The following is a 15,199-nucleotide window of genomic DNA, read 5'->3' as shown; positions in this document are numbered from 1 at the left end:
GGGCGTCCCCGCTCCGGACCGACGCGTCGGACGGCGACGCCGGGGCAACCGGCGCCGCCGTCCGACGGCGACGCGCTACCGGCGGCTGCGGATGAGCAGGTAGAGGAAGTACGGCGTCCCGATCACCGCGGTCATGAGGCCGGCGCCGAGCTGGGCCGGCGCGATCACGGTCCGGCCCACCAGGTCCGCGGTGCAGACGAGGATGGCGCCGAGGAGCACCGCGACCGGGACCACCCGGGCGTGTTGGCGTCCCACGAGGGCACGGGCCGCGTGCGGTGCCACGAGTCCGACGAAGCCGATGGTGCCGGCGGCGGCCACGGCGGTGGCGCTGAGCAGGACGCTGAGGGTCAGGAAGCCGAGGCGGCCGCGTCCCAGGCTCAGGCCGAGCAGCCTCGGGGTGTCCTCGTCGAGCGACACGAGGTCGAGTTCGGTGCGCCGCATGACCGCGACGACCACGCCCGCGGCGAGGACGGCCGCGAGGGGCACCACGTCGGTCAGGTCCCTGCCGTAGGTGGAACCCGACAGCCAGGTGAGCGCCTTCGTCGCGTTGAACGGGTCGGTGAGGATGATGAGGAGGCTGACCAGGGCCGCTGACGCCGTGGCGACGCCGAACCCGACGAGGACCAGCCGGTTCTGCTGGAACCCGCCCCGTGCGGCCAGCCCGAAGACGATGACGGAGCTGAGCGCGGCGCCGGCGAACGCCGCGCCGGCCACGCTCCACGATCCGGCCAGGGGCACCGTCGTCACGAGGAGGACGGCGCCCAGCGCCGCGCCGCCGGAGACGCCCAGGATGCCCGGTTCGGCGAGGGGGTTGCGGGTCACGGACTGCACGAGCGTGCCGGCGAGGGCGAGCGCCGCACCGGCGAGGAGGGCGGCGAGGACGCGGGGCACCCGGGTGTCGAGGACGAAGGTGACGGTCCGGCCGGCCCGCCCCTGGGCCCAGTTCACCACGTCGCCCAGGAGCAGCTTGCTGTCCCCCACGAGCACGGCGGCGACGATCACACCGACGAGGACCGCCACCAGCACGGCCGTCGTGGTGAGGAAGACGGTCCTGGTCCTGATGCGCAGCCGGTCGGACTCGGTGGCTCCGGCCGTGTCCCGGACCCGGACGGCCATGACGATCAGGAAGACGGCGCCGACGAGGCTGGTGACGACGCCGGTGGGCACGGCGACCGCCACGTCGGACGGTACGAGGGCGCGCAGCAGCACGTCGGAGCCGATCACCAGCGCGGCGCCGGTGAGACCCGCGACCGGCAGGCTCCCGCGGGTCCGGGTGAAGGCCCGGAACCGGCGGGCGAGGGGCCGGACGAGGGCGGGGGCGCACAGGCCGACGAATCCGATGGGGCCGGCGAGGGTGACGGCGGCCGTGGAGAGCAGGGCGGCGAGCACGACGGCGATGACCCGGGTGGAGCGGACGGGGACGCCCAGGCCGCGGGCGGCGTCGTCACCGAGGGCCAGGGCGTCGACCCTGCGGGCGAGGAGCAGCAGTCCGACGAGGCCGACGACGCCGATCGGCGCCACCTGCAGTACGCCGTCGAACCCGTGCTGGGCGATGCTGCCCTGGTTCCACTGGAAGATGCCCTCCGTGTCCCGGGGGAACAGCAGGAGCAGCCCCTCGGTCATGGCGGTGAGGCCGAGGGTGAGGGCGCTGCCCGCGAGAACGAGCCGGACGGTGCCGGTGCCCAGGCCGGACAGCCCGAGGACGACCGCTGCCGCCACGAGGCCGCCGGCGAACGCGACGCCGGAGGAGGCCAGCAGCGGGAGCGAGAGGCCGGTGGCGGCGACGAGGCCGAGGGCGAAGTAGGAACCCGCGTTGACGGCGAGGGTGTCGGGCGAGGCGAGGACGTTGCGGCTGACCGCCTGCAGGGCGAAGCCCGCCATGCCGAGGAGGGCGCCGACGAGCAGTCCGGCGGTCATGCGCGGCAGCCGGGAGGCGATGAGGACGGACGAGTCGGCCGGATCGGACCGGCCGGTGAGCGCCTTCCAGACCTCGGGGCCGCCGACGGCGGCGGTGCCCTGCGTGATGTCCACGGCCGCGAGGCCCGCGACGAGGAGCACCAGTGCGGCCGCCACCGCGGCCGCGCCCGTCCGGGAGGTGACCGCGGACGGAGTGATGGCGGGGGTGGTTGCGGTGACGGCCATGGTGTTACTTCTTCAGGGCGGCGACGACCGCGTCGATGTACTTGTTCATCGACTCGGGACCGCCGAACATCCAGATGCCGTCGGGCAGTCGGTGGACGTTGCCCTTCTGCACGAACGGCAGCGAGGTCCACACCTTGTCCTGGGCCAGGGCGCCGGTGAACGGCGTGCTGTCCTTGTCGCCGTCGTTGGCGATGTAGGCGAACTCCACGTCACCCAGCTTGGTGAGGCCCTCGACGTCGGTGGTGCCGAGGCCGTAGGCCTCGTCGCCCTGGACGGTCCAGGCGTTCTTCAGGCCGAGCTTCTCGTTGACCCCGCCGATGAGCGAGCCGCTCGTGTAGGGGCGGATCGAGACCTGGTTGGAGACGACGTACCCGTCGGCGAAGGCGAACTGGGCACCGGAGCGGCCGGCGTCGGCGAGGGCCTTCTTGCCCTCGTCGAGCTTCGTCTGGAACTGCTGCTTGAGCGTTCCGGCCTTCTCGGTGGTGCCGGTGGCCTGGGCGATGAGGTCGAGGTTCTTCGTCATTTGCCCGATCGGGTCGGACGCGGCGGCGGCACGCACCGTCAGGACCGGGGCGACCTTGCGCAGCTGCTCGATGGCGGCCGGCGGCAGGTCGGTGGTGGCGAGGATGAGGTCCGGCTTCAGGGAAGCGACGGTGTCCATGCTCGGCTCGCCGCGCGTGCCGATGTCCTTGGGCTCGTTCTTCAGCGGAACGGCGGTGTTCCACGTCTTGTAGCCCTTGACGTCGGAGACGCCGACCGGGGCGACGCCCAGCGATATGAGGCTCTCGACGACGTTCCACTCGGTCCCGACGACGTTCTTGGCGGGCCCGTCGAGCTCCACCTTCATGCCGGTGTCATCGGTGAGGGTGATGCGCTCGGCGGTCTTCTTGGTGTCGTCCTTGGCGGGCTCGGTGGTCCCGCAGGCGGTCAGGGTGAGGACCGCGGTGGTGGCGGCCGCCGCGGTGAGGAGGAGTCGTCTCATGAGGTGGTGCTGAGCCTTTCGGTGCGTGCGTGGTGTCGGCCGATCGCGCGGGTGCGCAGCCGGCCGGTGAGCGGGTCGGTGTCGACATGGATGCGGATGCCGTACGTGTCGGTCAGCCGCTGCGGAGTGAGTACGTCCGCGGGGTCGCCGTCGGCGATGACGCGTCCCGCGTGGAGCAGGACGATTCGGTCGGCGACGGCGGCAGCCTGGTCGAGGTCGTGCAGGACGACGCCGACGGCGATGCCGTGGTCGTCCGCCAGATCCCTGATGAGGTCGAGGAGTTCGACCTGGTACCGCAGGTCGAGGTAGGTCGTCGGCTCGTCGAGCAGCAGCACGCCCGTCTCCTGCGCGAGGCAGCCGGCGAGCCAGACGCGCTGGAGCTGTCCGCCGGACAGGTGCTCGGCGCCGCGTTCGGCGAGTTCCTCGACACCCGTCAGCGCGAGCGCGCGGTCCACCGCGGCCCGGCCGCCCGGGTCGTCGCGGCCCCAGCGTCCCCGGTAGGGGTAGCGGCCGAACTCGACGAGGTCCCGTACGGTCAGTCCGCTCGGTGTGGGGCGTCCCTGCGTGAGCAGGGCGACGCGGCGCGAGAACTCACGGGGGCTCAGCGCGAGGGCGTCGGTGTCGCCGTCGATGACGAGCGTGGCGGCCTTGGGCCGCTGGAGCCGTGCGATGGTGCGCAGCAGCGTAGACTTGCCGCTGCCGTTCGGCCCCACGAGGACGGTCACTTCGCCGGGTCGGAGCGTCAAGGAGGCGTCGTGCACGACGTCGACGCCGTCGTACGCCACCGTGACACCCTCGGCGGACAGTTCATGACCGTGGGGACGCGTGGCCGCGGCGGTCTCTTCAGCTACTAGCACGACGGTGAGGTTAGCCTACCCTTACGAGTAGGCCAAGCACTTTCCGTCGGGCGACCGCAAGAGCGGAAACCGGACAGACGGCACTTCGGGCATATCCCCGCACGACTCCCGGGCTGCGCCTAGGCGTTGCCCGCACGTGGCGCTGCGCCGCAGGTGCCGGCAGTGACCGGCATGTGGTCGACCTGCGGCCGGCACATTGTTCGGGGAATGTACGGGCGGCGGCGCGCCCACCGGACGGCCGGATCCCTGCGGTTAGCATCGACGGTGTTCGCCGCACGTGAGAGGCAGTGATGACGGAGTCCAGGGGCCTCGTGCTGATCGTCGAGGACGAGCGCCACATCTCCGACGTGCAGAGGCTGTACTTGGCACGCGAGGGCTTCGGCGTCCACGTCGAGGCCGACGGGACCTCCGGGCTCGCGGCCGCACGGCGCATGCACCCGGTGGCGATCGTGCTGGACATCGGCCTGCCGGGCATGGACGGCATCGCCTTCTGCCGTGCCCTGCGGGACGCCGGCGACTGGACGCCCGTGCTGCTGGTCACCGCCCGCGGCGAGGAGGCCGACCGGATCCTCGGCCTGGAGCTGGGCGCGGACGACTACCTGACCAAGCCGTTCTCGCCGCGCGAGCTGGTCGCCCGGGTCAAGACCGTACTGCGCCGGGCGGCGGGCCCGCCGCCCGCCCGGCCGGCCGAGAGCATCGGCCGGCTCACCGTGGACCCGGTCGGCCGCACCGTGCACTGTGACGGCCGGCCGGTCGAGCTCACCGCCACCGAGTTCAACCTGCTCGCGCACCTGCTCCGGCACGTGGGACAGGTCTTCACCCGTGAACAGCTGCTCGCCCAGGTGTGGGGGTACCCGGGGTACCGCGACACCCGGATGGTCGACGTCTTCGTCTCGCAGCTGCGCGCCAAGCTCGGCGACGCGAGCCCGATCCGTACGGTCCGCGGCGTCGGGTACAGCGCGACGGCTCCCGGCACCGGCACCGGCACCGGCACGTGAACGGCCCCCGCCCCGGCCCCCGTCGGGGCTCCCTCGCACGCAACATCGTGGTGCTGACCACGGTGGTGGCGGCGCTCGCCGTGGCGCTGACCGGGCTGATCGCCTGGCAGACCGCGGCGCGGGGCGCGGAACAGCGGGAACGCGACCAGCTGACGCGCCAGGCCACGGTCCTCAGCCGCCTGCCGGCCCTGTCCGAAGCGCTGTTCACCGGCGCCCAGGTCCTGGCCGGGCCGAACGGCGTCCAGCTCGCGGTGATCACCCCGGACGGCAGGGTGAGCGGAACCGCCACCCCGGCCGTCGACCGGGCGTCGAAGGCGGCGCTGCTGGCCGGGGATCCGGTCTCCACCACCGGCATCCTCGGCGGCCGGGAGGTCCTGCTGGTGGGGCGGCCCGGTGTGCGCGGCGGCGCGGTCGTGCTGACCGAGCCGTACGCGGTGGTCACCGAGAACACGAACCAGATCCGCCGCAACGTGATCGTGCCGCTGGTTGCCGGCATGCTCGGCGCGGCCCTGGCGGGGGCGCTGCTGGCCCGCCGCATCGCCCGTCCGCTCGTGACGGCCGCGCAGATCGCCCACCGGCTCGCCGACGGCGAACGCGGCGTACCGGCCCCCGTCGACGGCCCCCGGGAGACCGCGGACATCGGACGCGCCCTCAACGTCCTGGACGAAGCGCTGGCGCACAGCGAGAACCGGCAGCGGGAGTTCCTGCTCTCCGTCTCCCACGACTTGCGCACCCCGCTCACCGCGCTGCAGGGATACGCCGAGGCGCTGGCCGACGGGTTGATCGAGCCGGAGCGGCTGTCCGAGGTCGGCGGCATCCTGGCCGACGAGACCCGCCGCCTGGACCGGTTCCTGGAGGACCTGCTGGACCTGGCGCGGCTGGAGGCCGACGACTTCCGTCTCGACATGGCCGCGTCCGACCTCGGCGCGGTCGTCGCCGAGGCCGCCGCCTTCTGGACCGGCCCCTGCGCACGGCACGGCGTCGAACTGCGTCTGGAGCGGCCCGGAGGGTCCGGTGAACCCGAAGGGGCCGGGGAGCCCGAAGTGGTCGGGGAGCCCAAAGTGGCCGAAGGGGCCGGGGAGTCCGAAGGGGCCGGGTGGGCCGCGCTGCCCGTCGTCGTCGAAACGGACCCCTTCCGGGTCCGGCAGCTGATCGACGGCCTGGTGCAGAACGCCCTGCGGGTCACGCCCGAGGGCGCGCCGCTCGTCCTCGCCGTACGCCCGACCGCGGGCGGCGGGGCCGAACTGCAGGTCCGGGACGGCGGGCCCGGCCTCACCGACGACGACGTACGCATCGCCTTCGACCACGGCGCCCTCCACGAGCGCTACCGGGACACCCGCCCGGTCGGCAGCGGCCTGGGGCTGGCCGTCGCCCACCGCCTGACCGGCCGCCTCGGCGGCGTCATCCGCGTCGAGGGGCACGGCCCGGAAGGCGGCGCCAGCTTCACCGTCACTCTCCCGTCGGCGCCCGACGCCGCGTAGGGGCCCGCGCTCCCGGCCCGGAGGGCGCGGCCGGCGCCCCCGCCCGTACATCCCCCGAACAATGCGCCAACGGCCCCCTTACACACACCGCGCACAGTGGGGCCCCATGAACACTCAATCGGCCGCAGGGCCCGGACTGCTCCACCGGAGCGGGCGCTGGTGTGCCCGGCACGCCTGGCGGGTCATCGCCGTATGGGTCCTGCTCCTCGTCGGCCTCGGGCTGGCCAACCACACGTGGGGCGGCAGCTTCGCCGACAGTTTCTCGCTGCCCGGAACCAGTACCCAGACCGGCGCCGACCTGCTCAAGGCCCACACGAGCGGGTCCGGTGGCACGGCCGCCCCCATCGTGATCACGTCCGACGGGGGTCCGGTCACCGGTCACCGCGAGGCGATCGACGCGGCCGTCGCCAACCTCGGCCGGCTGCCGGACGTCCTGTCGGTGGCGGACCCGCTCACCACCCCCGGCGCGGTCTCCGCGGACGGCGGCACCGCCCAGATGACTGTCCGGTTCAGCAGCAACCCGGCGACCTTCGACCCCTCCTACCTCACCGAGGTCGACGCCGCCGTGCAGCCGCTGCGCGCCGACCACGTCACCGTCGAGTACGGGGCCCCGCTCGGGGAGCTGGCCACACCGAAATCCGCCGACCACACCTCGGAGGCCATCGGTCTCGCGGTCGCGGTGCTCGTCCTGCTGATCGGCTTCGGCAGCGTCGCCGCCACCGGTCTTCCGCTGCTGACGGCCGTGCTGGGCCTGGCCGTCAGCCTGGCCGGTCTCGGACTGCTCGCCGGACACTTCGGCTTCGGCCAGGCTTCCCCGACCCTCGCCGCGATGATGGGCCTCGGGGTCGGCATCGACTACGCGCTCTTCCTGGCCACCCGCTACCGGGCCCTGCTGCACGCCGGAGCGGAACCCTCCGAGGCGGTCGGGCACACGGTCGCCACCAGCGGGCGGGCCGTGCTGGTCGCCGCCGCCACGGTCGCCATGGCCCTCGGCGGGCTGTGCGTCTCGGGCGTGGGCTTCATCGCCACCCTCGGCGTCGCGGCCGGGCTCAGCGTCGTCGTGGCCGCCGCCGCGACCGTGACCCTGACTCCCGCGCTGCTCGGTCTGCTCGGCCGCCGCATCGACCGCCTCCACGTGCGCACGCCGGTCGCCGAACCCACCGGCGAGGCGGACGTCTGGCACCGCTGGGCCGTCCGGGTCAGCCGGCGGCCCTGGCTCTTCCTGGTCAGCGGCCTGCTCCTGCTCGGCGTCCTCTCCCTCCCGCTCGCCTCCCTGCAGCTCGGCCACGTCGACGCCGGGGCGCAGTCCACCAGCCGGACCGACCGCCGCGCCTACGACCTGATCACCGAGGGCTTCGGCCCCGGCGCCAACGGCCCGCTCACCGTCGTCGTCCATCTCGACAGCCGGCAGGTCGCCGATCCTGCCTTGCGCCAGGACCTCGCCACCTCGCTCCGGCGCAGTCTGGCCGCCGTGCCGGGCGTCGCCTCCGTGACGCCCCCGGCCCCCAGCCCCGACCAGGTGCTCCTCATCACCACGGTCACCCCCGATACCGGACCGCAGGACAGGGCGACCACCGACCTGATCCACACCCTGCAGGACGACACGGTGCCGCAGGCGCTGTCGGGCACCGGTGCCACCGGCTACGTCACCGGCACCGCCGCCGCCACCCAGACCTTCACGGACACCCTCTCCGCCAAACTGCCCCTGATCATCGGCGTGGTCGTCTGCGCCGCGTTCCTGCTGCTGCTCACCGTCTTCCGCAGCCCGCTGGTCGCGCTCAAGGCCGCCGTGCTCAACCTGTTCTCCATCGCCGCCGCCTACGGCGTGGTCGTCGCGGTCTTCCAATGGGGCTGGGGCGGCGCGCTGTTCGGCGTCACCGAGAAGGTGCCCGTCGAGTCGTACGTGCCGATGATGATGTTCGCGATCGTCTTCGGGCTCTCCATGGACTACGAGGTCTTCCTGCTCTCCCGGATCCGCGAGACGTGGCTGCGCAGCGGGGACAACCACCTGGCCGTCGCCACCGGCCTCGCCGCCACGGCCCGCGTCATCACCTGCGCGGCGCTGATCATGACCAGTGTCTTCCTGGCGTTCCTGCTCTCCACGAACGTCGCCGTCAAGATGCTCGCCCTGGGCCTCGGTGTCAGCGTCGTCATCGACGCCACCGTGGTCCGCCTGCTCCTGGTGCCCGCGTCCATGTACCTCTTCGGGCGCGCCAACTGGTGGCTCCCGGCCTGGCTGGACCGGCTCCTTCCGCACCTCGACCCGGAAGGGCCCGCCGCCGCACCCGCCGCCGCACCCGCCTCCTCGCCCGACCTCTCGTCGGACGCCCTGCCCGACTCCTCATCCACCTCCCCGTCCGGCTCCCGCCGCGACTCCCCGTCCGACTCCCCGTCCGCACCCGACCTTGCGCCCTCCCGAGGAGACCGGCGATGACACAGCGCCTGACGAAGACCAGGACAGCCCTGCGCCGCCACCTCGTCCTCACCGTCACGACGGCCGTGGCCCTGGTGACCGTCGTCGCCGCCGGCGCGGGCGAGTTGACGGCCCGCAACATGATCGAGAACCGGATAGCGAAAGCGGCACCCGCCCTCGGCGGCACCCTCGCGGTCGGCGTGGCCGGCGACTGGGCCCTGTGGGACCTGGCGCAGGCGAGCATCCCCCGGATCGACATCAGCAGCGACGACGCCCGCCTCGGACCGCTCCCCCACGTCCGCGTCCGTGCACGACTCGACGACGTCCGCCTCGGCGACCGGGCCACCGTCGCCGGCGCCCACGCCCGGGTGACCGCCTCCACGCAGTCCCTCGCCGCCGCGATCCGGAGCGCCGCGCCGTCCGTACCGGTGAGCGCGGTCACCACCGACCCGGCGACGGGCACCATCCTGGCCGCCGTCGGCCCGGGCGGCGCCGGACAGCTGACGCTGCGTCCCGTCCTCGCGGACGGGAAGGTCACGCTCGCCGTCGACGGCCTCACCGTGTTCGGCCGCTCCGTTCCCACCGACCGGTTCGGGACGGGCAACGGCGCCCTGGCACCGGAGGCCGGGGCCCCGAAGGACTACCCCCTCGGGCTCAAGGCCACGTCCGTGGACGTCCGGCCGGACGGCCTCCACGTCTCCCTGACGGGCGGCCCCAGCACCCTGCCCGGCACCTGACGCCTGACAGCTGACACCTGACGCCTACGGGATCAGGTCTCGGCCGGAAAGGCCCAGGGCCTCGGCGCCGGCTTCACCCGGCGCCGGGGCCCGGCGCCGTGACGTCCCCCGCGAGGCGCAGCACCGTACGGCCGCTCATGCCTGCGCCCGGGCGGCGAGCACCGTGCGGTCCTTGCGCATCAGGGCCGCGTAGAGGGACGCCGCGACGAGCAGGCCGGCCGGCAGGGAGAGGTCCACGCCGCCGAGGGCGCCGGCGATCGGGCCGGTGTAGAGGGTGTTGACGCAGAGGGAGGCCGCGGTCACACCCGTCAGGAGCGCGAGGGCGCCGGACCGGTTGACGCCGCCCGTGTACCAGAAGGGGCTCCGCGGGGTCTCGTCCGAGAGGGCGGGGCCGTCGTAGCGGCAGCGGCGCAGCACGATGTCGGTGGCGTACGCCCAGCCGCGACCTCAGCCGGCCCCCGCACGGCCCCGAGCAGGCGCTCACGGCCCTGGAGGCCCTGCAGGGCATGACCGTGAACGCCGCCCGCGCGGCGGGCGAGGAGGACGTGGCCGGCCGGATCGCCGTCGGCTACCGCGCCGACCTCACCGTCCTCGCCGACAGCCCGCTCACCACGCGCGCCGCCGACCTGCCCGACCTGCCCGTCCTGCTCACCGTCCTCGACGGCCGGACCACCCACCGGGACCGGAGTCTGTGACCCGTCCCGGGGACGGTCACCGCGAGGGGCCCGTCGTCTTCCAGGGGGCGAACGCGTTGTCCACCGACTTCATCGCCGGGCGCAGTTGCGGGAAGTGCCGCAGCAGCACGCTGGCCATGGTGTTGTCCTCGATCCAGTCGAGACCGGCCTGCGTGTAGACCTGGGGTGTGTAGTCCCGGGTCAGGAACCGGTCGCTGTTGAGCCGGCGGGACGCCATGAGGATGAAGATCCGGAAGGCCGTGTCGCTGAAGGCGAAGCCCTTCGGCCGGGGCTCGGCGAACAGGCCCACCATGAGGTCGACGCGTTCGATGTCGTCCTCGTACACGCGGCGCAGTTCCTCGGCCCAGGCCGGATCGTCCGTGAGCGAGTCGAAGTCCTTCGCCGGGGCGAGGTGCAGCCGGCGCCTGAACTCGTTGTACCGGGGTACGCCGAGCTCCCGGATCCGCAGGACGTCGACCGCGCCGAGGTCCATCAGCTTGCCGTCCGGACGCCGGAACTCCTGGAGGAACCGCGGGTAGTTGTGCAGGGTGACCAGGCCCGGGTGCGCGGTGCCGAAGGAGTAGAAGAGGTCCGCCAGGGTGTGCTTGCCGAGGATCTCGTAGGCGTGCCGGCCCGCCAGCTCCTCGAAGGTCGCCTCCTGCAGGAGGGAGTCGTCGGCGACCGAGCGGAAGCTCCAGTCGTCGGGGACCAGCGGATGCATCCGGTAGACGGCCACGAACTCCTCGGTGAGGGCGTACGGGACGCCGAAGTGGTCGGTGCGCCCGCCGGCGATGCCGCTGAGCACCTCGCTCTCGCTGAGCCGGCCGAGCAGCCGGTGCACCCGCCGGCCCAGCAGCCCGTACCAGTTGGCGCGCATGCCGGTGGCGGTCGTCGGGTGGCTGATGACGGCGGGGGTCCACTCGATGGTGTGGATCTTGGCGATGAGCGCCGCGTTGATCAGCCGCGCCCGCTGGAAGAGCTCCTCGTCCGACCATCCGGGGTACTCGGCGCGCAGCCGGTCGCAGATGGCGTTGTGCTCCAGGATGAACAGGGTGTGCATCAGGGCGAGGCCCACCCAGAACCCGGGGACGTTCGCCGGGTCCCGTTCGGGGTCGTCCGAGAACAGCGCGCCGTTGTGGGGGACCCTGAGCTTGCCGTCCTCGCCCGCGCGCAGCTCCCGCTGGGCCGCCAGGTCGTCGCCATACAGCTGGGAGGCGTCCCACCAGTGCGACTTCTCGTTGATGTACGTCGGCGGAAGGCCGTCGGCACCGTCAGCCCCGTCCGCACCGTCGGGGCGGGTCGGGTCGGGCACGGTCCGCGGTACGAGCATCGGCCGCTCCGGCCACGGGTCGTCGTCGAGCAGCTCGACCCGCCAGGAGCGGTCCGCGCTGCCCGTGCCGTGGCTGACCCAGTCCCGGATCATGAACTGGAGCCAGGCGGCCACCAGGGCGTTCACGGATTCGGCGGGGATGAACCGGGTCCTGGTGAGGAGGGCGCGGCTCACCTCGCGCGGGTTGGGGGACAGGATGTCGGGCTCGGGCTCGGGGAAGTTCCGCTCCGGTGGGACGTTGCGGCCGAAGCGCGAACCGGCCATGCCCATGCGCGGGTTCGCCAGGTCGTTGTAGGTGCCGTCGGCGGTGCGTTCGGTGAGGTGCCGCGGGTCCGGCGGTCCGAGGGGCGGCAGGTTCCGCGCCGGGTAGGCGGTGGTGTCGAACAGGTTCTCGCGGCGCAGTTGGTTGCGCAGGCCGATCAGGGCCAGCAGGCCGAGCGGGGTCGGCAGGTTCTGCCAGCCGATCCTGCGGTCGGCGGCCAGCGCCAGCTTGTCGTGCACTTGCACGAACCATGAGGTGGTGCCGGTGTCATCGGCGTCCTGCGGCGTCTTGCCGTCCGCGGAGCCGTGGGGAGCTCTACGCATGGTGGAATGCCTTCCGGCGTCTGGTTCGGGCGGGGGGCAGGTGCGTGCCGACGGGCAGCGCCCGGCCGGGTTTCGTCCGCAGCCTGGAGGGTGGAGGAGCGGCAGCTCGACGCCGGGGACCGCGGTCCGCACACCGGGCATCGCAGCGCTGCCACAGGTACGACGCTATGGCATGGGCGGCCGCACCGCGCGCCCAGCCGGCCGGGCGCGGACGGTGCACGGCCCCGATGGCGATCTTCACACGCGTATGCCGGCCTCCGGGATGCCCGGGGGCGCCCCTGCAGCGCGTCGTCCTCCGCCCTCCGCCCTCCTGCCTCCGTCTCCTCCGCCTTCACGGATCTAGCCGAAGACCTCGGCGCCCGGATAGGGCGCGTCCTCGCGTACGGGCGGAACGAGGTACGTACCGCCCGCCCGTACGGCCAGCAGGCGGCCGGCCGGTCCGTCCGGCCCGGGTTGCCCGCCGAAGTTGACGCTGCCCAGCCAGCCGCGCTGGGTGAGGATGCGCAGGACCCGGTCGGGGCTGTCCTGGAAGCTGACGAAGTTCAGCCCGACCCGGAACCCGGGTGCGGTCGCGACCGGTTCGAAGAACTCGTACCCCTGGCGGAACACCCGCAGCGAACCGCCCAGATCCGGATCGTTGGTGCCCAGATTGGCCCGGCGCACGTGCGAGGCGAGCAGCACCGGGTCGGAGACGGGACCCGGCTGGATGAAGTCCTCGTTGCCCTCCTGGGTGACTTCGGTGGTGCCGGTGACCGGGCAGCCCGGGGCCGGTACGGGCCGGCCCGCCGCATCCCTGCCGGTCAACGGGGCTCCGGTGAGCTTGTCCCGGCCGACCAGCAGTTCCTGTTCCGCCCGGGGCAGGTGGTGCCACTGGGTGAGGTCGACGGCGAGGCGCAGGAAGACCAGGTACGTGCCGCCGACGGTCCAGCTGTCCTGGCCGGCCTCGGACTCCCCGATGCTGATGACGCCTTCCCGCTCGTGGCTCGCCAGGTTGGACACGCCGTCGTGGAACCCGATCCAGCTGCGCCGGTCGTCACGCTGGAACCCGGTCTGGATGCCCGCGATCTCCAGCGTCCCCGACCCCGTGTCGCGGTCCCGTCCTCCGCTCAGCAGCTTCCACAGCTCCACCACGGCGCGGGAGACCGCGAGCTGGCTCTGCGCGGTGAACTGGACGCAGAACTCCTCCGTGGCGTCGTTGTGGACGATGTCCGCCGCGTACGGCAGGCCCCCGCCGACCAGCAGCGGCCCGCCCCCGGTGGGGCGGGGGGAACGGAACAGGAACCGCGGGCCGAGCGCGTCGGGGCACGGGTGTTTGACGTCGGGGATCGCGAAGGCCTTCGGGCCGAAGCCGAGCAGGAACTCCAGCTCGCCCGTCGGCACCGGGTGGCCGGGCAGCTCGGGCACCCTGCCGTCGGCGAGGCCGCGCAGCATCCCGGTGATCCCGCGCAGCGCGGTGTCGACGGCGGCGGCGTCGGCCCCGGGGTCGGCCCGCAGGAACACCAGCGCGAAGTGGCCGGGCGGGCGGCGGGCGGGTCCGTGGTAGATGCCCTGCTGGAGGGTGCTCACCGGCCACCACCCCGCAGACCTCCCACCGGCCCCGGCTGCCCGCTCTCGGCGTCGAAGGCTTCCTTGAGCGGCCCGACCGTGACGCTGCAGACGGACGCCTCCCGGCAGCGGATGGGCCCGGGAGAGTCGGGCAGTTCGACGAAGTCGGCCGGCGGTACGGTCGTCGGCGCGCCGATGGCGACCACCGGGCCCACCTGCACCTGGCGCACGACCTGGTAGCCACCGGTCAGCGGTTCCTCCAACGCGCCCTCCACCACGGTGATCTCGTCGAGGAAGTGCGGATCGTCGTCGGCCGGTCCGAACTCCAGCCGCTGGTGCAGCCCCTGTCGCCCGCGCCCCAGCCGGATCCACGCGTCCGGGACGGGACCGCCCTCGAAGAGGAAGACCTCGGAGGTGAACTGGTGGATGTACATGCCGAGCGGGTCGGCGAAGGACACGGTGCGCCCGTCGAAGGCGGCGCCCGCCGCGGCGAGGGCGGCCGCGGGGTCGGCGTGCCGGCAGGCCAGGGCTTCGAGGCCGGCTTCCTGCCGGAAGATCTGGTCGCGCCCCGCCTTTTCGAGGACGCCCGCCGCGGTCCGGCGGGCATAGGGCTTCGCGCCGAACATGACGATGTAGATCAGATCGTCGAGTCCGTTGATGGGATGCGCCATGAACAGGGCGTTGACCGCGTTGAGGGAGCCTGTGGGTGCGGCCGGGACGCCGGCGTTGACGAGGTCCCCGTGCGATCCGTGGCCGGCCACCTGACGGGCGAAGGCGACGCGGCGCTGCTTCGGGCTGAGCGGTTTGGGGTCCGCGACCGAGGGTCCGTACAGCTCCTGCCAGCGCGGCTCGGTTCCCAGCGTGTCGGTCACGATCTCGCGCAGGAGGTCCGGCGCCTGCTCGGCGAGCACCTGGTAGTACTCCGGCAGTTCGGTGGTCACCTGCACCCGCTTGGGGCGCAGGCGGCCCTGGCTGTCCGGCGCGGTGACGACCGCGTACTCGCAGTACTCGTTGTGCAGGGCCCGGCGCCCGCGGACGCCCCAGTCCGACAGCTGGGCGGCCGTCGCCCGGTCGAAGCAGAACTCCGGTTCGGCCGGGGCTCCGAACCAGGTCACGGCGACCCGTTCGGCGGCGGGATCGGCGGGTTCGAGCGTGAAGTAGGCGCTTCCCAGGCTTTCGAGGCGTGCGAACTCCGCGTCGATCGCTCGGTTCCAGTGGTCGAGGACGTCGTCCGGCAGATCGTCGGCCAGTCCAGGGGCAGAGAAGGACGAGGGCATGCTGACACCTCCCGGCGGGACACGAGGCCCCGCAGGTGACGTAGGGCACGAAAGGACCGTCACTGAGCGTGTTCATCGTAACGCACCGTGTGCACGCATGTCTCGTGAAAGCCTGAAATCGACCCGATCTCCACCGCCGGCCGCGCCGGCTGACCTGGCGTCACGGGATGGGTGAACC

General features: G+C 73.1%; 10 protein-coding genes and 2 pseudogenes. 5 read left to right on the top strand and 7 right to left on the bottom strand.

The window, feature by feature from the left end; all coding sequences use genetic code 11:
• Positions 1-75: 75 nt before the first annotated feature.
• From OG534_RS31845 to OG534_RS31835, 3 genes are read right to left on the bottom strand one after another with little or no spacing between them, the layout of a single operon-like run.
• Complete coding sequence (locus OG534_RS31845) at positions 76-2,142, bottom strand: iron ABC transporter permease (protein ID WP_326592637.1); 2,067 nt, start codon at positions 2,140-2,142, stop codon at positions 76-78.
• A gap of 4 nt (positions 2,143-2,146) precedes the next feature.
• On the bottom strand, positions 2,147-3,124 hold the full coding sequence (locus OG534_RS31840) for an iron-siderophore ABC transporter substrate-binding protein (protein WP_326592636.1): 978 nt from the start codon (positions 3,122-3,124) through the stop codon (positions 2,147-2,149).
• Positions 3,121-3,981, bottom strand: a complete 861-nt coding sequence (locus tag OG534_RS31835; protein WP_326592635.1) for an ABC transporter ATP-binding protein — start codon at positions 3,979-3,981, stop codon at positions 3,121-3,123. The genes OG534_RS31840 and OG534_RS31835 overlap by 4 nt, the downstream gene beginning before the upstream one ends.
• 290 nt (positions 3,982-4,271) lie before the next feature.
• Between OG534_RS31835 and OG534_RS31830 the strand changes: the two genes are divergently transcribed.
• The 4 genes from OG534_RS31830 to OG534_RS31815 all read left to right on the top strand — a co-directional run bounded on the left by OG534_RS31830 (position 4,272) and on the right by OG534_RS31815 (position 9,610).
• Positions 4,272-4,979 carry a response regulator transcription factor gene (locus tag OG534_RS31830; protein WP_326592634.1) on the top strand — a complete coding sequence of 236 codons (708 nt, stop codon included), beginning with the start codon at positions 4,272-4,274 and terminating at the stop codon, positions 4,977-4,979.
• Complete coding sequence (locus tag OG534_RS31825; RefSeq protein WP_326592633.1) at positions 4,976-6,460, top strand: HAMP domain-containing sensor histidine kinase; 1,485 nt, start codon at positions 4,976-4,978, stop codon at positions 6,458-6,460. Before OG534_RS31830 ends, OG534_RS31825 begins: the two co-directional genes overlap by 4 nt.
• A 106-nt stretch (positions 6,461-6,566) precedes the next feature.
• Complete coding sequence (locus OG534_RS31820; protein WP_326592631.1) at positions 6,567-8,894, top strand: MMPL family transporter; 2,328 nt, start codon at positions 6,567-6,569, stop codon at positions 8,892-8,894.
• Positions 8,891-9,610 carry an LmeA family phospholipid-binding protein gene (locus OG534_RS31815; protein WP_326592629.1) on the top strand — a complete coding sequence of 240 codons (720 nt, stop codon included), beginning with the start codon at positions 8,891-8,893 and terminating at the stop codon, positions 9,608-9,610. The genes OG534_RS31820 and OG534_RS31815 overlap by 4 nt, the downstream gene beginning before the upstream one ends.
• 135 nt (positions 9,611-9,745) lie before the next feature.
• On the opposite strand, the pseudogene OG534_RS31810 reads toward OG534_RS31815, so the two are convergent.
• Positions 9,746-10,042: pseudogene (locus OG534_RS31810) on the bottom strand (nitrate reductase); the annotation flags it as partial.
• On the opposite strand from OG534_RS31810, the pseudogene OG534_RS31805 reads away from it, so the two are divergent.
• A pseudogene (locus OG534_RS31805) lies at positions 10,024-10,305 on the top strand (amidohydrolase family protein); the annotation flags it as partial. The pseudogenes OG534_RS31810 and OG534_RS31805 overlap by 19 nt on opposite strands.
• Positions 10,306-10,321: 16 nt before the next feature.
• Here the strand turns inward: OG534_RS31805 and OG534_RS31800 are convergent.
• The 3 genes from OG534_RS31800 to OG534_RS31790 all read right to left on the bottom strand — a co-directional run bounded on the left by OG534_RS31800 (position 10,322) and on the right by OG534_RS31790 (position 15,021).
• Entirely contained in the window at positions 10,322-12,199 is a 1,878-nt protein-coding gene (locus OG534_RS31800; protein ID WP_326592625.1) for a peroxidase family protein, read from the bottom strand.
• A 339-nt stretch (positions 12,200-12,538) separates the two neighbouring features.
• A complete protein-coding gene (locus tag OG534_RS31795; RefSeq protein WP_326592624.1) occupies positions 12,539-13,765 on the bottom strand; it encodes a Dyp-type peroxidase in 1,227 nt (408 codons plus the stop codon).
• A complete protein-coding gene (locus OG534_RS31790; protein ID WP_326592622.1) occupies positions 13,762-15,021 on the bottom strand; it encodes a hypothetical protein in 1,260 nt (419 codons plus the stop codon). Before OG534_RS31790 ends, OG534_RS31795 begins: the two co-directional genes overlap by 4 nt.
• Positions 15,022-15,199 lie beyond the last annotated feature (178 nt).

The organism is Streptomyces sp. NBC_01294 (assembly GCF_035917235.1).
GTDB classification, from domain to species: Bacteria; Actinomycetota; Actinomycetes; order Streptomycetales; family Streptomycetaceae; genus Streptomyces; species Streptomyces caledonius.
Note: the sequence above shows the minus strand (reverse complement) of the source record. Positions and strands in the feature narration are given on the sequence as shown.

Coding starts and splice junctions, on each gene's coding strand:
- OG534_RS31820 (WP_326592631.1), top strand. CDS start 6,567: ATGAACACTCAATCGGCCGCAGGGCCCGGACTGCTCCACCGGAGCGGG.
- OG534_RS31815 (WP_326592629.1), top strand. CDS start 8,891: ATGACACAGCGCCTGACGAAGACCAGGACAGCCCTGCGCCGCCACCTC.
- OG534_RS31790 (WP_326592622.1), bottom strand. CDS start 15,021: ATGCCCTCGTCCTTCTCTGCCCCTGGACTGGCCGACGATCTGCCGGAC.
- OG534_RS31830 (WP_326592634.1), top strand. CDS start 4,272: ATGACGGAGTCCAGGGGCCTCGTGCTGATCGTCGAGGACGAGCGCCAC.
- OG534_RS31800 (WP_326592625.1), bottom strand. CDS start 12,199: ATGCGTAGAGCTCCCCACGGCTCCGCGGACGGCAAGACGCCGCAGGAC.
- OG534_RS31845 (WP_326592637.1), bottom strand. CDS start 2,142: ATGGCCGTCACCGCAACCACCCCCGCCATCACTCCGTCCGCGGTCACC.
- OG534_RS31840 (WP_326592636.1), bottom strand. CDS start 3,124: ATGAGACGACTCCTCCTCACCGCGGCGGCCGCCACCACCGCGGTCCTC.